The organism is Agaribacterium haliotis (genome assembly GCF_002312815.1).
GTDB lineage: Bacteria > Pseudomonadota > Gammaproteobacteria > Pseudomonadales > Cellvibrionaceae > Agaribacterium > Agaribacterium haliotis.
This window is the reverse complement of sequence record NZ_NKQJ01000001.1, coordinates 384666-409745: the sequence shown is the minus strand read 5'-3', so window position 1 is coordinate 409745 and position 25080 is coordinate 384666. Positions and strand designations below refer to the sequence as shown.

At 50.6% G+C, this 25080-nt stretch carries 18 protein-coding genes; 7 read left to right on the top strand and 11 right to left on the bottom strand.

Annotated features, from left to right (window positions below):
* The first annotated feature begins 167 nt into the window (after positions 1 to 167).
* Positions 168 to 1895, top strand: coding sequence for a sulfate adenylyltransferase subunit CysN (gene cysN, locus CFK45_RS01810; protein ID WP_096084679.1), 1728 nt, complete (start codon positions 168 to 170; stop codon positions 1893 to 1895).
* A 156-nt stretch (positions 1896 to 2051) separates the two neighbouring features.
* On the opposite strand, the gene rfbB is transcribed toward cysN, so the two are convergent.
* The gene (gene rfbB / locus CFK45_RS01805; RefSeq protein WP_096084678.1) at positions 2052 to 3137 is read right to left on the bottom strand and encodes a dTDP-glucose 4,6-dehydratase; all 1086 of its coding nucleotides are present in this window, start codon (positions 3135 to 3137) and stop codon (positions 2052 to 2054) included.
* Positions 3138 to 3812: 675 nt separating this feature from the next.
* Between rfbB and CFK45_RS01800 the strand changes: the two genes are divergently transcribed.
* From CFK45_RS01800 to CFK45_RS01790, 3 genes are all read left to right on the top strand, one after another.
* Positions 3813 to 4985: a nucleotide sugar dehydrogenase gene (locus CFK45_RS01800; RefSeq protein ID WP_096084677.1), complete on the top strand. Its 1173-nt coding sequence runs from the start codon at positions 3813 to 3815 to the stop codon at positions 4983 to 4985.
* 425 nt (positions 4986 to 5410) lie between these two features.
* Positions 5411 to 5971: a DUF4198 domain-containing protein gene (locus CFK45_RS01795; protein WP_143247447.1), complete on the top strand. Its 561-nt coding sequence runs from the start codon at positions 5411 to 5413 to the stop codon at positions 5969 to 5971.
* A gap of 15 nt (positions 5972 to 5986) precedes the next feature.
* A complete protein-coding gene (locus tag CFK45_RS01790; protein WP_096084675.1) occupies positions 5987 to 7150 on the top strand; it encodes a lipase family protein in 1164 nt (387 codons plus the stop codon).
* Between the two features lie 177 nt (positions 7151 to 7327).
* Here CFK45_RS01790 and CFK45_RS01785 read toward each other — a convergent pair whose 3' ends face one another.
* The 7 genes from CFK45_RS01785 to metG all read right to left on the bottom strand — a co-directional run bounded on the left by CFK45_RS01785 (position 7328) and on the right by metG (position 16009).
* Complete coding sequence (locus CFK45_RS01785) at positions 7328 to 8035, bottom strand: electron transport complex subunit E (protein WP_096084674.1); 708 nt, start codon at positions 8033 to 8035, stop codon at positions 7328 to 7330.
* A gap of 4 nt (positions 8036 to 8039) precedes the next feature.
* Positions 8040 to 8681 carry an electron transport complex subunit RsxG gene (gene rsxG / locus CFK45_RS01780; RefSeq protein WP_096084673.1) on the bottom strand — a complete coding sequence of 214 codons (642 nt, stop codon included), beginning with the start codon at positions 8679 to 8681 and terminating at the stop codon, positions 8040 to 8042.
* Entirely contained in the window at positions 8681 to 9763 is a 1083-nt protein-coding gene (gene rsxD / locus CFK45_RS01775; protein ID WP_096084672.1) for an electron transport complex subunit RsxD, read from the bottom strand. Before rsxD ends, rsxG begins: the two co-directional genes overlap by 1 nt.
* Positions 9763 to 12315 (bottom strand): electron transport complex subunit RsxC, encoded by a 2553-nt coding sequence (rsxC, locus tag CFK45_RS01770; protein WP_096084671.1) that lies wholly within the window; start codon positions 12313 to 12315, stop codon positions 9763 to 9765. The genes rsxD and rsxC overlap by 1 nt, the downstream gene beginning before the upstream one ends.
* The gene (gene rsxB / locus CFK45_RS01765; protein WP_096084670.1) at positions 12312 to 12938 is read right to left on the bottom strand and encodes an electron transport complex subunit RsxB; all 627 of its coding nucleotides are present in this window, start codon (positions 12936 to 12938) and stop codon (positions 12312 to 12314) included. The genes rsxC and rsxB overlap by 4 nt, the downstream gene beginning before the upstream one ends.
* Positions 12938 to 13513, bottom strand: coding sequence for an electron transport complex subunit RsxA (gene rsxA / locus CFK45_RS01760; RefSeq protein ID WP_096084669.1), 576 nt, complete (start codon positions 13511 to 13513; stop codon positions 12938 to 12940). Before rsxA ends, rsxB begins: the two co-directional genes overlap by 1 nt.
* Positions 13514 to 13957: 444 nt before the next feature.
* Positions 13958 to 16009 carry a methionine--tRNA ligase gene (gene metG, locus CFK45_RS01755; RefSeq protein ID WP_096084668.1) on the bottom strand — a complete coding sequence of 684 codons (2052 nt, stop codon included), beginning with the start codon at positions 16007 to 16009 and terminating at the stop codon, positions 13958 to 13960.
* A 313-nt stretch (positions 16010 to 16322) separates the two neighbouring features.
* On the opposite strand from metG, the gene apbC reads away from it, so the two are divergent.
* From apbC to CFK45_RS01740, 3 genes are all read left to right on the top strand, one after another.
* Positions 16323 to 17387: an iron-sulfur cluster carrier protein ApbC gene (gene apbC, locus CFK45_RS01750; RefSeq protein ID WP_096084667.1), complete on the top strand. Its 1065-nt coding sequence runs from the start codon at positions 16323 to 16325 to the stop codon at positions 17385 to 17387.
* A 140-nt stretch (positions 17388 to 17527) separates the two neighbouring features.
* On the top strand, positions 17528 to 18097 hold the full coding sequence (gene dcd / locus CFK45_RS01745; protein ID WP_096084666.1) for a dCTP deaminase: 570 nt from the start codon (positions 17528 to 17530) through the stop codon (positions 18095 to 18097).
* Between the two features lie 282 nt (positions 18098 to 18379).
* A complete protein-coding gene (locus tag CFK45_RS01740) occupies positions 18380 to 20350 on the top strand; it encodes a hypothetical protein (RefSeq protein ID WP_096084665.1) in 1971 nt (656 codons plus the stop codon).
* A gap of 102 nt (positions 20351 to 20452) precedes the next feature.
* On the opposite strand, the gene nspC is transcribed toward CFK45_RS01740, so the two are convergent.
* The 3 genes from nspC to speA all read right to left on the bottom strand — a co-directional run bounded on the left by nspC (position 20453) and on the right by speA (position 24908).
* Positions 20453 to 21622: a carboxynorspermidine decarboxylase gene (gene nspC, locus CFK45_RS01735; RefSeq protein WP_096084664.1), complete on the bottom strand. Its 1170-nt coding sequence runs from the start codon at positions 21620 to 21622 to the stop codon at positions 20453 to 20455.
* Positions 21623 to 21783: 161 nt separating this feature from the next.
* Complete coding sequence (locus CFK45_RS01730; protein ID WP_096084663.1) at positions 21784 to 22980, bottom strand: saccharopine dehydrogenase family protein; 1197 nt, start codon at positions 22978 to 22980, stop codon at positions 21784 to 21786.
* A gap of 26 nt (positions 22981 to 23006) precedes the next feature.
* Positions 23007 to 24908 (bottom strand): biosynthetic arginine decarboxylase, encoded by a 1902-nt coding sequence (speA, locus tag CFK45_RS01725; RefSeq protein ID WP_096084662.1) that lies wholly within the window; start codon positions 24906 to 24908, stop codon positions 23007 to 23009.
* Between the last annotated feature and the right edge of the window lie 172 nt (positions 24909 to 25080).

The window sequence follows — 25080 nt, the reverse complement described above, 5'->3', positions numbered from 1 at the left end:
AGAATGCTCATTTACTGCGTGTAAACTCCGCTTCTTCGCGGCCAAAAGCGACCACGCTGGCTGCGACACCTACGCTAATCATTCGATTTTATGTCGAGAGATTTAAGCAAAGAGAATTGTGAGATTGGATACGAGCTTCCGGTCTCAACACTAAACGAGAAACGATTATGTCTCACCAAAGTGATCTGATTGCAGAAGATATTCATCAATATTTGAAGCAGCATGAAGAAAAAGATTTGCTGCGTTTTATTACTTGTGGTTCCGTTGATGACGGTAAATCCACACTGATTGGCCGCCTGTTGCACGACACCAAAATGATCTATGAAGATCAGTTGGCGGCGATTTCTAAGGATTCTAAAACTCATGGTACCACCGGCGAGAAAATTGACTTGGCGTTGTTGGTTGATGGCCTGCAGAGTGAGCGTGAGCAGGGTATTACTATTGATGTTGCTTACCGTTATTTTTCTACCGACAAGCGCAAGTTCATCATCGCCGATACCCCGGGGCACGAGCAGTACACGCGCAATATGGCGACGGGTGCGTCGACGGCGTCGATGGCGATTTTGTTGATTGATGCGCGCTACGGTGTACAAACACAAACGCGTCGCCACAGCTTTATTTGCTCGCTGCTTGGTATTAAGCATTTTGTTATTGCGGTAAATAAAATGGATTTAATCGATTTCTCGCAAGAGAAATTCGACGCAATTCAAGCCGATTACGAAGCGTTTGCCAAAAGTTTACCGAGCCAGCCGGAATTTACCTTTATTCCTATTTCGGCCTTAGATGGCGATAACGTTGCCGGTTTAAGTGAAAAGAGCCCGTGGTATCAGGGCCAGCCACTTTTGGACATCCTTGAAAGTATCGATATTGCCGACGATGAAAACACCGAAAGCAAGCGCTTTCCTGTGCAGTATGTAAACCGCCCGAATCTGAATTTCCGTGGTTTTTGTGGCACGGTTGCCGCCGGTGTTTTTAAGGCCGGTGATGAAGTAATGGCGCTGCCTTCGCATAAAAAATCTACGGTCAAAGAGGTGGTGACTTACGAAGGTACTATCGATGCAGCCTATCCCGGTGATGCAGTTACCTTGACCTTAAACGATGAAATCGATATCAGCCGTGGCGATATGATTGTTGCAGCCAACGACAGTGTTAAACCTGTTAATGCAATGATGATTGACGTGGTGTGGATGCACGAAGATGCGCTGGAAGTTGGCAAAAGCTATTACGTGAAAGTTGGCACGGCCGAAGTTAGTGGTACCGTCACTGATATTGAGTACCAGGTGGATGTGAATACACTTGAAAAAAGTGCGGTTCAGTCGCTGCCGTTAAACGGCATTGCCCGCGTTAAATTGGAATTGACCGAGGCCGTATGTGTTGATGCTTATCAGCAAAGTCGCCATACCGGGAATCTAATTTTCATTGATCGTTTAACAAACGTGACCGTCGGCGCGGCAATGGTGGTTGAAGCGCTTGATCAAGAGCAGGCTGCCTGGCACAAGCTTGAGCTAAATCGCCAAACACGTGAGGCGAGCCTTGGTCAAAAAGCGACAGCGCTGTGCGTATACGGTGACGCAGCCAGCGGTTATGCGGCGGAGCTCGAAAAAGCCTTGTTTGCTAGTGGTTTGGCAACCTACGTTGTGCCCTCAGCCGAAGCCGGGGTATGTTCTGCGCTGTTGGATGCCGGTTTATTTGTTGTTGCCGATTTAAGTGCAAAAGAAGCCGATTCGCGCGCTGCGTTTTACGCTCAGCTTGATGAGTCTGCGACCTTGACCCTGGCGCTTGGCAAAGATGTTGGCGCCGAGGCCGATATCAGCATCAGCGTAGCTGAGCAAACGCAAGATGAAATTATTGCTCAGGTTCTGCGTAAGCTAAGAGAATTTAAACGCCTCGCTTAATGCCTCTTTAGGCTCTGTAAAAAATGCGGTTCCGATCAACAGCTTGATCGGAACCGCATTTTTTTTAGGGGTATTGGGCTTTTTGTTACGGCGCTTTTGGGGAATAGATTTTTCTGGCCTTAGCTGTGCGCTGGGCACTAATCACTATAGTGCTGCTTAAGCCACTGCTAAAATAGTTCGCCACCACGTTTTGTTATTTAGATACCAATTTATGGTGTCATTGATGCCCTGTTCAAAACCTATCTTGCTACTAAAACCCAGCTCTTTTTTGGCTTTGTTTGTATTGAGTGCATAGCGCCTGTCGTGGCCGGGGCGGTCTTGAATATGGCGGATAAGTGACTGGCTGTTACCGGCGATGGCGGCTCTGGCTTCGGGAAAGTCCTGGGCAAAGTTTTTATTTGCAGCAAATTGCTGATCCATGCTTTTACACACTGCGCTGACTAAGTCGATATTTTTTATTTCTTTGTTCGCACCCAGGTTATAGCTTTGCCCGGCTTTGCCGTTGAGCAAGATCTGTTCAATGCCGCGAACGTGGTCGTTAACGTGTATCCAGTCGCGTATTTGTTGGCCGTCGCCGTAGATGGGTAACGGTTTGTTTTGCAGGATATTAAGAATAAGTAGGGGGATCAGTTTTTCCGGAAACTGCCTTGGGCCGTAATTATTGCTGCAGTAAGAAAGGCTGCACTTTAGGCCATAGGTCTGCTGATACGCTCTTACAAGGTGGTCGCTTGCGGCCTTGCTGGCAGAATAGGGTGAATTAGGTTGGTAGTTGCTGTTTTCGTTAAATGCCGGGGCCGAGCTGCTTAAACTGCCGAAGACTTCATCGGTGCTGATATGGTGAAAGCGGTGCTCAATATCGCCGTATTTGTTCTTATCGCTGTTATCGAGCCAGAGTTTTTTGGCCGCCTGCAACAGGCGCTGGGTGCCGACAACGTTGTTTTGAATAAAGGTTTCGGGCGCATTGATAGAGCGGTCGACATGGCTCTCGGCGGCAAAGTGCACAATACAGTTAATGGCTTTCTGTTTGAGCAGCTCTTCAAGCAAAGCCTGGTCACAGATATCGCCGTGCACAAAACTGAAGTTCTCGAGTGTTTCGACTTGGTGGAGATTACTGCGATTGCCCGCATAGCTCAGTACATCAAGCACGGTAACTTCGCTATTGGGGTGTTGCTGCAGCCAGTGCAATACAAAGTTGGCGCCGATAAAACCCGCGCCGCCGGTAACTAGGAGTCGGTTTAGCATGGCCGCTAGTTTACGCTTGCTTGGCCTTGGGGCAAAGCCGGGCGTGCCTACGTATTAGTAGGGGTGATTGGTAGGCAAGGGGCAGGAGCCGCGAATAGGCGGCTAGAGGGGGGGCGCGCGGGAATTGAGAGGCGAAACAAGGCCCCAAAACAAAACCCGAAAACAAAAAAGCCATTGAATTTCCCCAATGGCTTTTTTGAAGGTCGCCTCGCGGCGGTACATCCCTTTGCTTCTAACAACCTACGTCCAGTGTAGATTTAAGCTAATTGTCGCTTCCTTTGACCTTCCTGGCCGACTGCGTTCCCTACATCCTTCCTTAGGATGAGTCCTTAATGCCCGTGTCCGTGGCAGTTCATGCTTCCGTTCCATATCCCTATGGCGCTTATATTAGTGCTCTCACCCAATGCAAACTACGGCAAATCACCTAAAAGCTTGTGAGACATTGACCATAAAGGCTGTAGGCAAAACGGTGTTTGCCCCGCAAAGGCTCCAGTTAACTGGGTAGCTGGGCCTTGCTTGGGAGAGCGTAGGCGCTTAGAAAACGCGCAAGCTGATAGGGCGGCTGGCACAAAGCTTCGACAATACAAGCACAAACCGGCGCAAAAAGGAGCTTAAAAGCTTGGATTTATGGTGTAAAATCGCCAACTCGAGTATAAACCTACTATGGATATGTAAATGAAGATTGCCGTTGCCGGTACGGGCTATGTCGGCCTGTCCAATGCTGTATTACTGGCCCAGAACAATGAAGTTGTCGCGCTCGACATCATTGAAGACAAGGTAGAGCTGATCAATCAGCGCAAGTCGCCAATTGAAGACCGTGAGCTTGAAGACTATCTCGCCAACAAAGAGCTGAACCTGGTGGCGACGACGGACAAAGAGCTTGCCTACAAAGACGCCAGTTTTGTCATTATCGCAACGCCAACAGATTACGACCCAGAAACAGATTATTTTAATACTCGTTCGGTCGAGGCGGTGATTAAAGATGTGCTCGCCTTAAACCCGGGTGCAACGATGATTATTAAATCGACGATTCCGGTTGGTTTTACCGCTCGTATTCGCGAAGATCTCGGCACGGAAAACGTAATTTTTTCGCCAGAATTTTTGCGTGAGGGGCGCGCACTGTACGACAACTTGTACCCGTCGCGTATTGTTGTTGGTGAGCGCAGTGAGCGCGCCGAGACTTTTGCCCAGCTGTTACTGCAAGGTGCTGAAAAACCCGCGGCTGAGGTTCCGTTATTATTTACCGAATCCACTGAAGCCGAAGCGATTAAGCTGTTTGCCAATACCTACCTGGCTATGCGTGTTGCATATTTTAACGAGCTGGATACCTATGCCGAAACCCACGGCCTGGATTCGCGCCAAATTATTGAAGGTGTTGGCATGGACCCTCGCATTGGCGGCCACTACAACAACCCGAGTTTTGGTTACGGCGGTTATTGCCTGCCGAAAGATACTAAGCAGCTGCTCGCCAACTACAACGATGTGCCGAATAATCTTATTCGTGCGATTGTTGATGCCAATACCACACGCAAAGACTTTGTCGCCGATTCCATTATTTCTCGTGGGCCAAAGCGCGTTGGTATTTACCGCTTAATTATGAAGGCCGGCTCCGATAATTTTCGCGCCAGCTCCATTCAGGGCGTGATGAAGCGTATCAAAGCCAAAGGCATCGAAGTGGTTATTTATGAGCCGGTGCTAAAAGAGGCTGAGTTTTTCCGCTCTGAAGTGGTTAAAGACTTACAGCAATTTAAAGACAGCTGTGATGTGATTGTCGCAAACCGAATGGTGGATGAGATTCGCGATGTTGCCGACAAGGTGTATACGCGTGATCTTTTTGGTTCAGACTAACGCAGCTAAAGCGTCTTTCTAAGGCTCTAAAAGACTGCTAAAAAACTCCGTAAAAAGAAAAGGCCGCTTAGCGAACTAAGCGGCCTTTTTTTGAAAGCTTACCACGGGGTGTTCATCCGTGAACAACCTGTGGCGCTTCCCCCCGAGCATCCTTGCTCGTCGGCTCATCCTTGAGCCTTCACTTCGACATGCCTGTCTCCGTGTCCTTCCGTACTGCATCCTTGCAAAATCATAGTAGACGCTAATTTATTGCCTTGCCAACGATAATAGCGGCAAATTTTGTAGGACATTGACGTTGCGTTATGCGCGATATTGGCCGGAACAGATAAAATGAACAAATATGTCACTAAATATGAGCGTTTTTGTCAGTGTTTCCTTTCAAGCTTTTGTCTAAGCTGTGTGTGTATCGTTCATGGATGAATTATATGCGTTGTTATTTTCTGCTTATTTGCAGTTTCGCGCTAAGTATTCCCGCCTTTAGCCAGTCAGCCCAAAAGGATGTGCAGCTTGCTATGTCTTTGCCTTTTTTTAAAAAAGAAACCAGTGAATATGTTATTGCCTCACCCCTTAAGGGCGTGTTGCTATATCAAGGTAAGCCTTTAGCGGATACGTTAATCACAAGGCATATGCGTTGGACTGGCAATGAAGACAAAGGTGAGCTGCAGGAATTTTATACAGATAAAAATGGTTCTTTTGATCTGCCGTTGTATACAAAGCAGCTTACTCTAAATGTGCTGACGGAGTTTTTCTCTACTCAGCAGATTACAGTTTCTGTCGATAATACCCCCGTTGACATATGGTATAGCGGAAAGGTTTCGAATGATCTTTGGGATGACACTGGGGGGGAGAGTCTTAGAGCGTTGGTTTGTGACCCCTTGGCTGTTGAGGTTGCGGTCTACTACGAAGGAAGTGGATCCGCACGAATGCTAACCCGATGTCGCTGGGAGGGCATGCCAGAGGATCATCAAGAAGTTCAGAATTATTAAAATCAGGAGAAAGAAATGGCAAAGGAATTGCCTCCTAGCGATGCTTCATCGCTAGCTCGAGATGTTTACCTTATAAATGAAACTAGCGAAAAGTCGGTATCCGACTTCCTTCAGCATAGGGTGTTTTCCCAGCAGTCTAGAGCTAAGGTGCTTAAAGCCCGTACCGGCGGCCGAGTTTTACTTCGTGCCCGCGATGCTTTTGGTATTTGCGCTGTTGGCGGTGGTGCCTATCAAGGTGATTTGTTTTTAGTTTTTCGCGGTTCGACGTTTCGCAATATGGGCGCGGATTGGCTGACAAATGGCCGGGTTGGTTTAAGTTTTTCACGAACAGGCCTGCCGATACATCTCGGTTTTAATCAGACCTTTAACAGCATGCTCGATCAGTTGCGCTCTTTTTTGTCCTCGGCGCCGCCGGGTACAACAGTGCACTGCATTGGCCACAGTTTGGGCGGTGCGATTGCAAGTTTGGCTGCCGACTGGTTTTCCAAACAAGGTGGGGGGAGAGCAGTCAAACTCTATAGTTTTGGTGCGCCGCGTGTTGGTACCGAGAGTTTTGCCCGCAGCACGGAGCAAAGTTTAAGGCCGGAAAATATTAATCGTGCATATCACCATACAGACCCGGTGCCAATGGTGCCGCTGTTTCCTTATACCCACGCGCCGCTCAACAGTTTTAGCGCAAATATTCCATCAACCGAGGCATTAATTTCGGGGCAGGCCCATCGCATAGGTTTGTATATTAAGCGTGTGCAAGGCAAAAGCTGGGCTGATTTAAAACACAATGTTGAAGCGCCGTATCAGCTTGAAAGTGCCATTGAAAATTGGTTGAGGTCTCGCTCACCGGTTGATCTGAACAGTCATGTTTTCTGGCGCTGGTGTGAAGCCGCACTGATTTTTGTGGTGCGAAAAATAAGTGTTGCAGCTTTGTATTCTCTGCAGTCGCTAATGATCGGTGCGTTTACGTTTGCGGATAAAATAGCGTATTTATTTTTGCAAGGCGCCAATGTGCTCAGCCGCGCTGCGCAGTGGGTACTGTTATTTGTTGCCAAACTAAGTCGAGCTTTGGGTATGAAAGAGCCCAAATCGGAAGACGAGCTGGACCGCAGCATTATTCGCAGCGTGCTTATCTCTCTTGATAACCGCGCCAATAGTAATGCCCGCCAGGCGATGCGTTTTGTTTGATTGACAAGAGGCCGTCGACGTACCAGTCGGCGTGAAGTAAATGCTGTTTAAATAAAGCCAGCCAATGCTGGCTTTATTTTTAAGCGCTTCTTTTTCAGGGGCTTTTTTTGGGGGATTGTTTTTCAGAGGCTTGGTATTAGCCTCCCAAAGCGCTTTGGCTTAGGTACAAAACACACCCTAAGCCACATTGCCGGTTGTTCGAACTCTCTTGGAGCCCTTAACCAGTACTTTGTTGGCGGCGGCCCGTTTTTCGATATACGTATCAACACCGTTTTTAATGGCGATAAGCAACCCTGTGACTAAAAAAGCACCGGGTGGCAATACTGCAACAAGAAAACCTTTGTAGTTCGCACCAAAGAGCTGCAGTTCCCAAGAGCTTGCGCTTGCGCCAAAAAGTAAGTCCATATTTGCAAACAAGCTGCCTGCGCCTAAAACTTCGCGTATTGCACCAATGGCTAATAATACCAACATAAAACCCAGGCCCATCATCAGGCCGTCAAATGCCGATGGCAAAAGTGAGTTCTTACTTGCATAGGCATCTGCGCGGCCAAGAATTGCACAGTTGGTAACAATTAGCGGAATAAAAATACCCAGTATTTGGTAGAGCTCGTAAGTGAACGCTTGCATAAGCAGCTCGGTACCGGTGGTGAAGCTTGCGATAATCATTACAAAAGCGGGCAAGCGGATCGCGTCGCTTACGGCATTTCGAATCAGGCTAACGGCGATATTGGAACCGATTAACACCGCCATTGTGGCAAGGCCGAGTCCGAGCGCGTTAACCACCGAGCCGGTGACCGCGAGCAGCGGGCAAAGGCCAAGCAGTTGCACCAGGGCCGGATTGTTTTTCCACAAGCCGTTGAGGCTGAGTTCTTTGTATTCACTCATGCTATTACTCCGTCGCCTCGAGGTTTTGGCTGGCTAAGATTTGCTCTTTGTGTTTGGCAAAAAACTCCAAGACGGCTTTGCTTTGTTTAACGACGGCTCGCGGAGTGATGGTAGCGCCGGTAAATTGATCAAAATAACCGCCATCTTTTTTTACTGACCACAGTTCGGCCTTGGGCTTTATTAAGCTTAAATTTTTGAACTTAAGTATCCAGTCGCTTTTTTTTGTTTCGACTTTATCACCGAGCCCGGGGGTTTCTTTGTGAGCGAGTACTCGCACGCCACTTAAGCTGCCATCCATTTTTACGCCAACAAGCAGTTTAATATCGCCACTGTAACCATCTGGAGCAATGGCGGGGATAATCAGTGCAACTGCTCGCCCGGCCTTGCTGGCGATATGAACTTTCTCTGCCTTGTGCAGGTTCAGTTCTTGTTGCTGTTTATGGGTTAAGGTCCAGGTTGTGGCGAGCAAGTCGTTGTCAAATTGATCGGCGCTGAGTATCTCTAACAGGGCTTTCTCCGCAGCACGTTTTTCCTGTTCGGCAATGCGTGTTTCGGTGCTTTTATGTATCCAGGCTAAGGTGCCTGCGGTAACAAAAGCAAACACGGCAAGTATTAGGCTGTTGCGGGCGATAGATTGACCGAGCATTATTTCACCCTCCCGCTTTGCGCTTTTTTATGGCCGTAGGTGCGGGGCAGGGTGTAGTAGTCAATAAACGGTGCGGCAAAATTCATCAGCAGCACGGCAAAAGCAACGGCATCGGGGTAGTTGCCCCAGGCGCGAATCACAAACACCAAAGCCCCGATGCAGGCGCCGTAAATCAGCCTGCCTTTTGTACTGACGGCCGAACTGACCGGGTCGGTTACAATAAAAAAAGCACCAAACATGGTGGCACCACTGAATAAATGAAACAGCGGTGAGCCTTTACTTGCGCTGCTGCCGCCGTCGTAAAACAGTGCCGACAATAACAGCAAGCTCACAAGCATCGCCACCGGTGCATGCCAGGTAAATACACCTTTATAGAGTAGATAAAGGCCACCTAATAAAAATGCGATATTTACCCATTCCCAGCCACCGCCGGCAAACACGGCCGAATTAAAGATCGCCTGGTTTTGATAAAGCTGATCCAGAGTCAAACCCTGGCTTTGTTTGACAACATCGAGAGGTGTGGCTGCTGTCCAGCCATCGGCTAAACTTGGTGCGTGCCCGGTAAATACAAGTTGCAGAGCTTGGCTAAGGTTTGGCAGCGCGGCATCAACACCACTTAAACTGCTAAGTGTGCCGGCGTCTAGGGCCCAGCGAGTCATTTCAACCGGGAAGCTAATTAGCAATACAACGTAGGCAACCATGGCCGGGTTAAATGGGTTGTAACCCAAACCGCCATAGAGCTGTTTGGCCACGACAATGGCAAAAAAGCAGCCGACAACTAATAACCACCACGGCGCGTACGCGGGTAGGGCGATGCCTAGTAAAAACGCCGTCACTAAGGCACTGCAATCTTTAATATAAAAAAGTGCATTGCGCCCACGCAGTTTTAAAAATGCTGCTTCAAAGCTGAGGCAAAACAGGCTGCAAAGCACGATATTAATCAGCGTGCCGGGGCCGAAGTTCCAGCTCAGCGCAACAATGCCCGGCACCGTTGCCAGCAGTACTTGCTGCATAACATTGTTGCTGGTGGCCAGTCGAGCACTGTGAGCGTGAGGCGAGCTCTGTTGTTTCATAAACGACATTAGTTGTTCTCCTGCGCGGCCGCGAGCTGGTTTTCGAGTTTGGCCTCGAGTTTTTCTACCCCGGCGCGAAACGCATCGATGTTGTCATCGTTGTCGGCCTCGGCTTTTGTTAGTCGGGCGCGGGCTTTTTCCAGGCGTTTTTTTAACGATTCAAGCTGGGCTTTGGCTTTTTCATCGTCGCTCATCGCGGCCAGTTCCTGCGCGCGGGCCTGGGCTTTGGCGATGGCTGCGTCGGCCGCGTTAGTTTCCTGGTTAAGGGCCTCTTTTGAATCTTGGCTGGTGGTAGAGCTGTTAAGTTCTGCCAGCTCTTTTTTATTCAGCTCAAGTTTCTCTTCGAGCTTTGTGACACCCAGGCGCAGCGCCTCGAGTGTGGCCGCACCAGAGGCTTCAGCGTCAGCCGCTTTTTGTTTGGCTGTGGCCAGGCGCTTTTCCAGGGTGTTGATGCTTTGCTCAATTTTTTCTTTGCTGCTGCTATTGAGTTTGTTTTTTATTTTATTGGCGCCGTTGTCTGCGGGCGCGTTTGTATCGTTCTGTGCTTGCGCTTTTGCGCTGCTTTCAAATATGTCTAGTTTTTGTTTGGCCTCAAGCGCCTTGGCTTCGGCGTCTTTGACGCGTGCGGCCAATGTGTCGAGGCGGCTTTGCTCCAGGCCTTCGCTGCTTGCATCGTTTAATGCTTTGTTGGCGCGCTCGAGCCTGCTTTCGGCACTGCTTAAGGCTCGCTCAAGTTTTTTTCGGTTTTTGCTCAACTCTTCGGCGCTTGGCATTTCGGCGCTTGGCATTGGTGAGTCAGTAGCGCTGGCCGCTTTGTTGTTATTGCTGGCAGTATTTTCCTGCAGGCGTTTTTGTGCATCCTGAACTTTGTTTTCAGCATCTTTAATGCGCGCGCTTAAACTGTCGAGGCGTGTTTGCTCCAGACCTTCGCTCTGGGCATCAGCTAGCGCTTTTTGCGCGCGCTCTAGCCTGCTTTCGGCACTGCTTAACGCGCGCTCGAGTTTTTTCTGCGTTTTGGCTAAGGCTTCATCATTATGTGCTGCAGCTTCCATCGCAGCGGGCTTTGTTGTTTTTGTAGGTGTAGCTGCAGCTGCTGGCGCCGATGCAGCTTTGGCTTTAGCTTCTTCTGCCGCCTTTTTTCGAGCCAGGCGCTTGGCTTCTTTTTCAGCTTCGGCCTTTTCGAGCCGCGCTTTGCGAAACTCAAAACGCTGGCGGCTGTGTTCGGCTTTTTGTTTTTCCTGTTCGTGGTGGCGAATAGCGCCTTTGCTGGCGCGATAGTATTGCACCAGAGGAATATTGGACGGGCACACAAACGAGCAGGCACCGCACTCAATACAATCAAACAAATTGTGGCTTTGCAGGCGCTCAAAATCTTCGCTGCGGCTATACCAATAAAGCTGTTGGGGCAGCAAGCTGGCGGGGCAAGCTTCAGCACACAAGCCACAGCGTATACAGGCCTGCTGAGGCTCGGGCTCGGGCATTTCTTCGCGGCTCGGCGCCAATACACAGTTGGTGGTCAAAATGATGGGCACTTCTTGATTTTGCATTGCAAAACCCATCATTGGCCCGCCAAAAATTAACTGGGCGCAATCTTGTTGCTGCCACTGGTGCTCGGCAAGTATGTGGCTAACGGGTGTGCCGATGCGCGCCCAGATATTTTGTTGTGTACCAAGGCTCTGGCCTACCACGGTTGTTACGCGTTCGATAAGGCTTTCGCCGTGCTCAACTGCGCGATAAACCGCGCGTGCGGTGCCAACGTTTTGCACCACGATGCCGATGTCGGCGGGAATGCCGGCACTGGGTACTTCCTTGCCGGTAAGAATTTGAATCAGCTGTTTTTCGCCGCCACTTGGGTACTTGGTGGGAAACATCACCACTTCGATATCGCTGCCTTTGGCCGCTTTTTTAACTGCGGCAAAAGCTTCGGCTTTATTGTCTTCAATGCCGATGATTTTTTTGTTGGGCTCGCCAAGCAAGTGCGCAAGTATCTTCATGCCGGCGACAATTTCGTCGGCTTTTTCGCGCATTAGCCTATCGTCGGCGGTGATATAGGGTTCGCATTCGGTGCCGTTTAAAATCAGCGTGTCGATGTGTTGATCGGCGCGCGGCTGCATTTTTACCGCCGTTGGAAAACCTGCGCCGCCCATGCCGGCAATGCCTTGATTGCGCAGAAAATCAATCAGCGCTGGTTTTTCGATGCTTTGCCAATTTTGTAGTGGCGTTAACTCTGCGCTTTGATCTTCACCATCGCATTCGATGACCACACACAGGGCTTTGAGCCCGGAAGCGTGGGGAATAGGGCGCTCTTCGATGGCAGTTACGGTGCCCGAGCTTGACGCGTGCACGGCGGCGCTGACAAAGCCGCTGGCTTTGGCCAGTTGCTGGTGTTTTAACACACGCTCACCCACTTCAACAATGGCTTCGGCAGGCGCACCAATATGTTGGTTCAGCGGGATAAGCAATTGGCTTGGCAGGGCAATAGTTGTTATTGGGCTGTGGTTGCTCTGAGTTTTATTTTCAGCCGGGTGTACGCCGCCGGGGATGTCCCAGATTTTTCTCACGCTGCGGCTCCTTCTTCATCTTTTTCGGCGCTTTTTATTTCACCGGCGACGTCGCTTGCGATCAGCTCGACGTTTTCTGGCAGCTGCCAGCGCCATGCGCTCAAACCTTCAGCCACCGGCACCATGTCGATGCAGTCAACCGGGCAGGGTTCGACACATAAATCACAGCCGGTGCACTCAGAGCCGATGACCGTGTGCATTTGCTTGGCCGCACCCAAAATGGCGTCGACCGGGCAGGCTTGAATACACTTGGTGCAACCGATGCACTCGTCTTCGCGAATAACCGCGACCTTGCGCACTTCACTTTCTTCGCCGTGTTCTTCATCGAGTTCGGGCGCGGGTACGTCGAGTAAATTGGCGATTTCTTGAATGGTGGTGTGGCCGCCGGGTGGGCATTTATTGATGTCGTCACCGTTGGCAATGGCTTCGGCATAGGGGCGGCAGCCGGGGTAACCACACTGGCCGCACTGAGTTTGCGGCAATAGCTCGTCAATTTGTTCAACGATTGGGTCGCCTTCGACTTTATATTTAACTGCGGCAAAACCGAGCACGGCGCCAAAGACTGCGGCGAGCAGGCCAAGTGCAATCAGCGCTTCAATAATTGGAAAATCTTCAATCAACATCAGACTAACCCCGCGAAACCCATAAAGGCCAGGCTCATTAAGCCGGCGGTGATCATGCCAATGGCGGCGCCTTTAAAACTGTCGGGTACATCGGCCGCAGCCAGGCGTTCGCGCATGGCTGAAAATAAAATTAATACTAAAGAGAAACCCAGGGCCGCACCAAAACCGTAGATGGCACTTTCAAAAAAGCCGTGACTTTTGCTGGTGTTTTGCAAAGCGACACCGAGTACCGCGCAGTTGGTGGTAATCAGTGGTAAAAATACGCCGAGCACGCGGTACAGAAGCGGGCTGGTTTTTTCGATAAACATTTTTGCAAACTGCACGACGGCAGCAATGACCAAAATAAAGCTAATGGTTTTTAGGTACTCAAGGCTAAGTGGTTCAAGCACCCAGTTGTACACCATGTAGCTGCATATGGAGGCGAGGGTCAGCACAAAGGTGGTTGCGCTGGCCATGCCGATGGCGGTCTCAAGTTTATTGGACACGCCCATAAATGGGCACAGCCCTAAAAACTGTACGAGTACAAAGTTGTTTACCAGCACGGTGCTAAGTAGTAGTACGGCAAATTCTGTCATTTTCTTCCCAGCATATTGTGACTGGTCTAGTTGGGTTGTTCGTTTCGGTCTGAACTGGGCACGGCCTATTCAGACTCGCCGTAAACCCATCCGTGGGGGCTCAGCCGCGCCATCCATGGCGCAGATGGTCTTCATAGGCCGTGCCCAGTTCAGACCTGAGTCCCTGCTAATTCGCAAGGAGTCGTATTTGTTCTATTGCAGTGGCCAGATAATTGCTGTACTGCGGTAATTAAACTTTGGTAGAGCTTTCTCTGAAACTGATTTCACTACCAAGTTTTAAAAAATTATCGAGTTGGCACTTTGTTAAGGAGGTGCTTGGTTGAAGCTTTTCAGAGCCTCTGCCGCATGGATGCGGCGGCGGAGCCCCCACGGATGGGTTCACGGCGTGTCTGAAAAGCTTCAACCAAGTGCCGACTGGCAAACGAAGCACCACAAGAAAACTATTTACATCACCCTCATTCCCGGTTGGGCACCTTCATTCGGCTCAAGAATATAAATGTCTTTTTTGCCAGGGCCTGCGGCTAATACCATGCCCTCACTCATGCCAAACTTCATTTTGCGCGGCTTGAGGTTGGCGACCATGACGGTGTGTTTGCCAATTAAATCTTCTGGCTGGTAAGCGCTTTTAATGCCGGCAAATACATTGCGGGTCTCGCCACCGAGATCCAGAGTCAGGCGCAGCAGCTTGTTCGCGCCTTCAACGTGTTCGGCGTTGGCAATTAAGGCTACACGCAAGTCGACTTTGGCAAAGTCGTCAAATTCAATTTCGTCGGCAACGGGCTCTTTCTCTAACCAGCCATTATTTGTGACACCAGAGTTAGTGGTTTGGGCGGGATTATTTGCTGCCTGAGCTTCGGCGGCTTCTTTGCCGGCCTCTATCATTGCTTCTACTTTTTTGCCTTCAACTCGGGTCATCAGTGGTTTGAACTTATTGATCTCGTGCTCGCTTAAGAAGCTCAGCTCTTCGTTCCAGTCGAGTTTACTATTTAAAAACTCTTCAGCGGCAACTGCAGTGTGAGGAAGCACTGGCTTCAGGTAAGTCATGATCGCGCGGAAGCAGTTGATGCCGAGCGTGCAGACGTCGAGAACTTTTTGTTCCTGACCTTCTTGTTTGGCCAGAGACCAAGGCGCTTGTTCGGCGATGTACTCGTTGGCGAGATCAGCGAGCGCCATGATTTCGCGCATGGCTTTGTTAAATTCACGCTCTTCGTAGAGTTTGGCGATGACGGCGTTGGCGTCGACAAATTTTTGCCAGAGCTCGGCGTTGTCGATATTGGTGCTCAACTTGCCACCGGCTTTTTGTACAAACTTGGCGGTGCGGCTGGCGATGTTAACGACCTTACCGACGAGGTCTGAGTTTACACGCTGAACAAAGTCTTCGAGGTTTAAGTCAATGTCGTCGACGCTGTTGCCGAGTTTGCTGGCGTAATAATAACGCAGGTACTCAGGCTGCAGGTGCTCGAGGTAGGTGCGGGCATTCACGAAAGTGCCGCGCGACTTCGACATTTTTTTGCCGTCGACGGTCAAAAAGCCGTGTACACAGACTTTAGTAGGCGTGCGGAAACCGGCGTTGCTGAGCATCGCGGGCCAGAACAGGGCGTGGAAGTTGACAATGTCTTTACCGATAAAGTGGTAAAGCTCAGCTTCTGAATCTGGCTTCCAGTAGGTCTCGAAGTCGATGCCTTCGCGCTCGCACATTTGTTTGAAGCTGGCCATGTAACCAATTGGTGCGTCGAGCCAGACGTAGAAAAACTTGTTTTCTTCGCCGGGGATTTCAAAACCAAAATACGGAGCGTCGCGGCTGATGTCCCACTCTTGCAGGCCGCTGTCGAGCCACTCTGCAAGTTTATTGGCAACTTCATCTTGCAGGTGGCCGGCGCGGGTCCACTCTTTGAGGTAGTCTTCAAAGTCCGGCAGTTTAAAGAACAGGTGTTTGCTCTCTTTGGCAACCGGGGTTGCGCCACTGACAACAGAAACTGGGTTGATCAGGTCGAGTGGGCTGTAGGTCGCACCGCAGGCTTCGCAGTTATCGCCGTACTGGTCTTCGGTTTTACACTTCGGGCAGCTGCCTTTGATGTAACGGTCGGCGAGGAACATGCCTTTTTCAGGGTCGTAGGCCTGAGTGATATTGCGCTCGGCGATATGGCCGTTGGCTTTTACGCGCTCGTAAATCAGGCTGGCGAGCTCGCGGTTTTCTTCACTGTGGGTGCTGTGATAATTATCAAAACCGATCAGGAAGTCTTCAAAGTCCGCAAGGTGTTCTTGTTTGATATTGGCAATTTGCTCTTCCGGGCTGATGCCGTTTTTTTCGGCACTCAACATAATTGCGGTGCCGTGGGCGTCGTCGGCGCAGACGTAATAACAGTTGTGGCCGCGCTGTTTCTGGAAACGCACCCAAATATCGGTCTGAATGGTTTCAACCATATGGCCCAGGTGAATGCTGCCGTTGGCGTAGGGCAGGGCGCTGGTAACGAGAATATTGCGTTTATCTGTCATATTGATAGCTGGCGAACCGCTCGGTCAAGTTGAGGCTGCGATCTGTAAGCTACTGATCTGGCAGCGAAAAAAAGGCGCGCAATAGTAGCAGAAACAGGCCTCAAAGGCACCTGTGAATCTGTTTGATCGCCGCTATTTTCGGGCTCTGCACGCAAATAACAAGCGCGTAATTTCCATATGATTAATCTGTTATGCCTGTATCAAATCGCGTATTGATCGGAATTGCAGTTTATTGTTGCCTGCGCCAGAGTTGCTTTGAGCTTGTTGGGCCGGCTGTTATGCTTGCGCGCCTACTGTTTTAACGAGGTGTACTATGGCTCTGCCCAGCGATCTGCGCGCCGTTCTGGCGACGCTCAATTTTCCCGATACAAATTGCGCTCTGGTAGATTTACTGAGCGACGAGCCGAGTTACAGCGACGCGTGTTTAAAGCTGGACTTTGCCGTACCCGTGCGCACACTTGCGGCTAGCTTGGCGACTAGCGTACAAGAGCAGTGTGAACGCCAAGGTATTGAGCTGCAGGCGGTTGAAATAGGCCAGCGCATTGCGCCTGCTTCTGCGGTGGTGCAGAGCCAGCAGTTAAGCGGTGTTAAAAATATTATTGCAGTGGCTTCGGGCAAGGGCGGGGTTGGCAAGAGTACGAGCTCGGTCAATCTGGCTTTGGCTCTGGCTGCCGATGGCGCCACCGTAGGGCTGCTCGACGCCGATATTTACGGCCCGAGCCAGCCTCAGCTGCTGGGTGTTGCCGGGCAGCGCCCAGAAGTCAGCGACGGTAAAAATATCAGCCCGATCTACGCCCACGGCATACAGATGATCAGCATGGGCAACTTAGTGACTGAAAAAACGCCGATGATATGGCGCGGGCCAATGGCCAGTGGCGCACTGGTGCAGCTGCTCGGTCACACGCGCTGGCAGGATGTCGACTACCTTGTTATCGATATGCCGCCCGGTACCGGCGATATCGCTTTGACGCTCGCCCAGAAAGTGCCGGTGACCGGGGCTGTGGTGGTTAGCACACCCCAGGATATCGCCCTGCTGGATGCTAAAAAGGGCGTGGAGATGTTCCGCAAAGTCGATGTACCGGTACTCGGCGTTATCGAAAATATGGCCGTGCATCGCTGCAGCAACTGTGGCCATGAAGAGCATATCTTTGGTGAAGGCGGTGCGGAGCGCCTGGCGCAGGAATACGGTGTCGAAGCCTTGGGTGCACTGCCGCTTTCGCTAAATATCCGCCAGCGCAGTGACAGCGGCGAGCCTGTCGTGGTGAGCGAAGCAGACAGCCCGGAAGCCTTGGCGTATTGTCGTATCGCACGTAAGGCGGCTGCGGCCATCGCAACGCAGGCCGATGATGGTGGGCCTGAGATTATTGTGGCTGGTTAAAAGCGGCATTGATGCAAGGCTGAACAGCCCGTGAGCGAAGCTATATTTGGAAGCCGCGCTTGTTTAATAATCTAGGGCAAGCGCTGACTCTGCCCTTAATATCTTGTACCATCGCGCCTTCGTTAGTATGAGGTAAGACAATGAGTATCAAATCCGACAAGTGGATACGCCGCATGGCTGAAAATGAAGGCATGATTGAGCCGTTTGCGCGCGATCAGGTTCGCTATGCCGAAGATGGCCAGCGCATTGTCAGCTACGGTACTTCCAGCTACGGCTACGATGTTCGCTGCTCTGATGAGTTTAAAATCTTCACCAATGTGCACAGCGCTGTTGTTGACCCCAAAGCGTTTGACGACGACAGTTTTGTTGATATCAAAAGTGATGTCTGTGTTATCCCTCCGAATTCTTTTGCGCTGGCGCGCACGGTTGAGTACTTTCGTATCCCGCGCTCGGTGCTGACTGTGTGCCTGGGCAAGTCTACCTACGCGCGCTGCGGCATTATTGTCAATGTCACCCCGCTCGAACCCGAATGGGAAGGTCACGTTACGCTCGAGTTTAGTAATACCACACCGCTGCCTGCCAAAATTTACGCCAACGAAGGTGTTGCGCAGATGTTGTTTTATGAAAGTGACGAAGTCTGCGAGACCTCTTATAAAGATCGCGGCGGTAAATACCAGGGGCAAACCGGCGTTACCTTGCCAAAAACTTAAAATAAGTGTGTTGCGTTTTTTTTTGCTGGCTAGCTTAGCTAGGTCGCTAAGCTAAGCCGCTTTGAGAGGCTTTAATTCGATAGCTTCTGGTTGCTAGGCCTTGGTTGCATAGGTCCTGACTGGACAGGTCTTAAGCCTCGCCGCGCTTATTCCGGCCCGCTGTGAGCGTGTCGGCGTGGTCGTCTGTTGCTTTCTCCAGCAGCGCAGTGGCGCTCTTCTATACTGAGCTAAGAAGTCTGAGCTCCCAGGCCCGGGAGCTAGTTTGCCTAAAGGACACTTAGCATGCCGACCAAAATTTCGAGTAGTTGTCTCGCCTTTTTTTTCTTATTGTTAAGTGGCTGCGGCGGGGCGCCAACCAAGAGCGAGCCGCTGCTAAGCAGCTCAACGGCACAAATTCAATCGCTGCAAAATATTGATGAACTTATTGCTATGCGCGGGCAGTTAGCCGGGCAGTTGCAGGGCAAGCCGAGCGAGCGCTACGCCGAAGACTACGCCAAGCTGGCACTGATTGATGCGCAGATAGTGAAGTTAAAAAAGTCTGAGCTTAGCAGTGACTTTGCCGCCAAGCGGCTCGATGGCGAAGCGGTGCTGCCGCTTAGTTATCTCGAGGCGGAGCTGACCCGTTTAAAAGCGCAGACACCTATTCCCGCAGACAAGTGGCAGCCGGTTATTTCGTTAGTTGAGGCCGAAGCAATAAAAACCGGCCGCCATATTGAACAGCTCGAAGCCTTGTTGCGCGATGAAAAAGAACCGCAGCAGCAAGTATTACTGGCCTCGCGTCTGCACAAAGTAACCGGCTACGATGAATGGCAGCAAAAAAAGCAGCAGCTGCTCGATAGCTTAATTGCCGACGTACGTTTTGCATCCGAGCAGGGCCGCTTTGACAGCAATACCTTAGCGAAAGTCGAGATTATCAAACGCGTGCGCGGCGATGATGCGGCGCTGTTAGATGAAATGATTGGCGTTGATGCCAAAATTTACGCAAAACAGTTCTTTGACAAACTAGCGGAAGGTGAGGCCGATCAGGCCTACGAGATTTTGCAGGGCATGGCCGCGCAGCCGGACTTCCCTTTAATCAAAGACAAGCTCGCAGCGACCAGCCAGAAAATGGCCGATTATTTCAGTGCCCTGGCCGATGAAAGCATTAAAGATAAAAGCAAGCTCGGTCAGAGCTATCGCTGGTACAGCCAGGCGCGCGGGGTGCGCAGCATGCTTGAGGTAAGCCTGCCTCCGGCGTCGGCTTACGAGCCCTTGTGTGCGCAACTTTGGGAGAAGCAGCTCAGCTTGGCCAAGCAGGGTGAGAGTGAAGCCGTGCTTGCTCACCTGTATGCGATTCAGGAGTTTCAGCCAAGTCGGCCGGGTTTGCGAAAGGCCATTGTGGAGCAAGAAGCTGCCGTGCGAGATACCGCAGTGCTGCGTTTGAGTACCACCGATTTTCAATCGCCGTATAAAGATCAGGACTACGGCGATGTGATTTCCTCATTTATCACGCAGTATTTATTTGAGCACGTGCCCTACGATGTGCGTATTGTCGAGCGCGAGCAGTACGCAGCCATACTCAGAGAGCGCGATATCAGTGGTGAAACGTCCAATTTATCATCGGTGAATTTGCTGGTTAGTGGCTCGGTGTTGGAAAGCAAGGTCGATAGCTCTGAGGCCAATAATAAAAAAATGATGAGGGTTGAGGTGGGCAGCGAGACCATTCCAAACCCGAGTTATATCAGCTGGCTGGAAATGAGCAGTCGCGAGCGCAAAAAAGTCGACAAACCTTCAGAAACCATTGATGTCAGCAAGTACGAAAATATCAGTGTCGGAGTCACCCGCCACCGCAAGGTTGGAATCTTTTCCGTTAGTTACCGCTTAGTTGAAGCGGCCTCTGGCAAGGTGATTTTCCCTGACTCAATTACTATCAATAGCGAATATCAGGACGATAGCAGTGAGGGGGTTGAGATGGGGGAGTTTGTGATTCCATTTAAGCTCGCAGATTTGCCTTCTGATGTGGAAATTTTGGATGCGCTTGCGCGCCAGGTTGCCGGCGATATTGGCGCCAAGCTGGTCGAGCGCTTAAAAGATCAGGATCTTAAATATCTGGCCTTGGCCGACGCCGCCGAGACTCAAAATGACTGCGCTGGCGAAGTGCAAAACCTTGCTAAAGCGCTGATGATCAAACGCTTAAAAGAGCGGGAAAGCACCGTGCTGGTTGAGCGCCTGCGCGATCGGGGTGTGGCTTGTTATAACTATGCATTGCACTAATGGCATTGCACTAAATGGCACTGCACTAGTGGCGCGGCACTACTGCCGTAGCGCTAAGGCCCGGCATAACGGGTGGTGGGCTGAGTGTTAGCGTAACCGGCCCTAAGAGAGCCTGTTCAAAAAATCGCTGTAAGAAAATTCTTTGACGATTTTCAGTTGGTCTGTTTCAGAGTTCCACAGCGCAATTGCCGGGAGCTTGATGCCGTTAAAGGTGCTGGTTTTTACCATGGTGTAGTGGCTTTGGTCGTCAAACATTAAGCGCTGGCCGATTTTAAGCTCTTTATCAAAGCTGTAGTCGCCAAGCACATCGCCAGCTAAGCAGCTGGTGCTACCCAAGCGGTAGTTAAATGGTTTTTCACCGTGTTCACCTGCATCAAATACATCGGCTCGATAGGGCATTTCCAGGGTGTCGGGCATGTGGCAGGTTGCGCTGCAATCGACGATGGCCAGAGGCCTGTTGTTGACAGGTAGATCAAGCACTTCGGTCACCAATACGCCGCTGTGAATCGCCACCGCTTCGCCGGGTTCTAAATAAACCTGTACTCGATATTTTTCACTGAAGTCTTTGATGCGCCGAATAAGCTTGTCGATATCGTAACCCGGTGCGGTGATCCAGTGGCCGCCACCAAAATTAAGCCACTGCATGCGCGGCAATATATCGGCAAAGTTATGCTCTATGCTGTCGAGTGTTCGTTCGAGCGGTTCAAATAGTTGTTCACACAAGCTGTGAAAATGCAGGCCGCTAATGCCGCTTAAATCCTGGCCTTCAAACTGTGCGCGGGGTATGCCCAGGCGCGAGCACGGAGCGCAGGGGTCGTAGAGCGCAACCTCGCCTTCGCTGTGCTCGGGGTTTATGCGCAGACCAAAGCTGGGCTTAAAGCCCTGTTGGGCCTTTTGTTTTAATAGGGGTTGGAAGCGCTGCCACTGGGCAAAGCTGTTAAAAATAAGGTGTTCGCTAATTTCGCACAGTTTGTCCAGGTCTTCGTGTTTATAAGCCGCGCTGTAGGTGTGCACTTCACCGCCGTAGTGTTCGTGGCCAAGCATGGCTTCGTGTAAACCGCTGGCACACACACCGCTTAAATAGTTTTTATAAAGTGGCGCCAGTGACCAGCATGAAAATGCTTTGAGCGCGGCGAGCACTTTGGCACCGCTTTCTTGTTGTACTCGGTTGAGTATTTTTAAATTGTTTTCAATGACCACCTCGTCAATAACAAAACAAGGCGAAGGCACGCGGCTTGTATCAAAGTTGTAAAAGGTGGTTGATTTGATCATATTCTTTCGTTCGCTATACGTACGGTAGTGGGCAAATCAGAGAGCAAGCTAATGAGACGCGCCGTCAATACATCCGTGTAGGCTCAACGGCAGCGTCCATGCTGCCGATGGTCTCCTTAGCTTGCTCTCTGACTTGCTTTTGAGGGCTGTGCCGGCTCGGTTTAAATTAATTCAAAACCTGGGTTTTCAATAACTTTCCACGGTAGGCCGTACTTGTTCATGTCTTCCATAAATGGATCGGGGTCCATTTGCTCGATATTAAATACGCCGGCCTGCTTCCACTTGCCTTCGAGTATCATTTTTGCACCGATCATAGCTGGCACGCCAGTGGTGTAGCTAATGGCCTGGCTTTGAACTTCGTTGTAGCAAGCTTGGTGATCGCAAATATTGTAAATATATGCGCTGTGTTCTTTGCCGTCTTTAATGCCGCGCGCGTGCACGCCGATACAGGTTTTGCCAACGGTACGCGGGCCGAGAGTGCTCGGGTCTGGCAACAGCTGTTTTAAAAACTGAATTGGTACAATTTTTTGGCCTTGAAACTCAACCGGTTCAATACCTGTCATGCCGACGTTGCCGAGCACTTCAAGGTGTTTTAAGTAGTTGTCGCCAAAACTCATCCAAAACTGGGCCTTTTTGATGCTTGGCAGGTGTTTTGTTAAGGATTCAAGCTCCTCGTGATACATGCGGTAAATATTGTAACTGCCGACATCTTCGGGGCAATTGAACTGCTGTTTTACGCTCATTGCCGGTGTTTCAACAAATTTTCCGTCTTCCCAGTGGCGGCATTCGGCGGTTACTTCGCGAATATTGATTTCGGGGTTGAAGTTGGTGGCAAAGGGGTAGCCGTGATCACCGCCGTTAACATCGATAATATCGAGGTAGTGAATCTCGTCAAAATAGTGCTTGTTTAAATAAGCGGTAAATACGTTTGTTGCGCCGGGGTCAAAACCCGAACCTAGCAGAGCCATAAGCCCCGCTTGTTGAAATTTATCCTGATAAGCCCACTGCCACTTGTATTCAAACTTGGCGGTATCGAGCGGTTCATAGTTGGCGGTATCGAGGTAGTGCACGCCCGCTTCGAGGCAGGCGTCCATAATGGTTAAATCTTGATACGGCAGGGCGACGTTAATAACCAGCTCTGGCTTTTCTTTTTCTAATAAGGCGACGAGTTCGGGTACCTTGTCGGCATCGACTTGAGCGGTTTTGATTGCGCGCGGGAGTTGCGCGGCAATTTTTTTGCACTTTTCTTCATTGCGGCTTGCAAGAATAATTTCGGTAAACACGTCTGTCAGCTGGGCACACTTGTGGGTGACAACGCCACCGACGCCGCCGGCGCCAATAATCAGGACTTTGGACATGGATGTTTGCTCCTTACGTTTAGCTGCTAGCTTTCTTCGCGTTCAAAATAGGTATAACCCTCAAGGCTGGTTTTAAATGCCTTGAGCATGGTCTGGCGCTGGCCGACATTAATTTTTCCGGCCTTGACGGCAGATTCGGCATTTACCCGAAATTTTTCATAGAGTTCTTTGGGGGTGTACTCAACATAACTGAGTACATCGCCAATGCTGTCGCCGTGAATTTCTTCAACCATTTCGTAATTGCCATCGCTGTCGAGGCGCACGCTGACGACGTGGGTATCACCAAATAGGTTGTGCAGGTCGCCGAGGGTTTCCTGGTAGGCGCCAACTAGGAAAACGCCGAGATAGTATTCCTGGTTTTCTTTTATATCGTGCAGGGCGAGGGTGCGCTGCTCGCCATCGGCGTTGGCAAAAAGATCAATTTTTCCGTCCGAATCGCAGGTGATATCGGCAATAACAGCTGAGTTCTGTGGCTTTTCGTCGAGCCTGTGAATCGGCATGATCGGGAATACCTGGTCGATGGCCCAGGCGTCGGGCAGGCTTTGAAAAAGGCTGAAATTACCGTAATAAATATCGGCCAAGCTCTCATCGAGGTTCTGTAACTCCTGCGGTACGCGTTTGAATTTAGGCAGTTCTCGCCGCGCACGCTGCAGTATCTCTAGGTAGATATTTTCCGCCAGCGCCAGCTCGCGAACATTGACCCGGCCCTGCTTAAACAACTGGCGAATTTCTTCGCGGTAGTGAATGGCGTCGTTGCAGCTTTCTTGCACATCTGTTTTGTCAAAGTTTTTAAGTGTCAGCCAAATATTATTGGTGATTTCCGATGTGTGTTCGGGCAGGGCTTCGGGCAAACTGTGGGCGCGAAAATGGCTGACTTCAAGCACGTTAAATAGCAGTACTGAGCTGTAGGCAACAGTGGCGCGGCCGCTTTCGGTGATAATGATCGGGTGTTCGATATTGTGGGCATCGAGTGCTTCGCTAATGCCTTCGACTATATCGACGCAGTATTCCTCGAGGCTGTAATTTCGGCTGTGGGTTTCGTTACTGCTGGCGCCGGTGTAATCGACAGCGAGGCCGCCGCCGAGATCGAGATAACCCAGTGGTGCACCTTCGTTTTTTAGGTCCACATAATAGCGGCAGGCTTCCTGTACGCCTGTGCGTATATTGCGAATATTTGGAATCTGCGAGCCGATATGAAAATGCATAAGTTGCAAGCAGTGCAGCATTTTGTGCTGTTTGAGTGTATCGATAACATCAATAAGCTGAGCGGTGCTGAGCCCAAACAGCGAGCGGTCGCCGCTGTCTTCATACCAGTGGCCCTCAACCTTTGAAGAGAGTTTCACGCGCACGCCTATCATCGGCTCGACATCCAGTGCGCGGCTCTGCTCAATAATGGTGGCAATTTCGCTCGGCGTTTCGACCACAAAAAAACATTTAAGGCCGAGTTTGACTGCGTGCAGGCCGAGCTGGACAAATTCGGTGTCTTTGTAGCCGTTGCATACAATGCAGGCCTCGGGGTCTTGCAGCTGGCTCATGGCAATAATGAGCTCGGCTTTTGAGCCTGCCTCTAGGCCGTGGTGAAATTGTTGGCCAAATTTGGTGATCTCTTCAATTACGTGGCACTGCTGGTTCACCTTGATCGGGAACACGCCGCGGTATTGACCGCGATAATTTAGTTTGTCGATAGCATCGGCAAAACTTTGGTTGATTTGGCTAATGCGCCGGTCGAGTATGTTCTCAATGCGCAGCAATACTGGCATCGCGTGGCCGCGCTGCTCTAAGCCTTGAATAATATCTAAAAGCGGTACTTGGGCGCTGGCGCCATTGTTGGCGCTGACGCAGACTTGCCCGCGTTCATCGACGGAAAAATAATCACTGCCCCAGTCGGGCACGCCGTATAGAGATGCTGAATCGGCTGCTGACCACATCTTGCTTTATTCCACAGTCAGGTTGAGAAAATAGGTGTCGCCAAAAGAACACCGGTGCCACGGCAAGCACTTGCGGTGGCGCGCTACTATTGCAGAAAGCGAAGGGCTTGAAAAGAAAAAACTCGCGCGGTTTGAGTGCTATTTTTTTAGGGGGTATTTGTTGGGGGGGCTA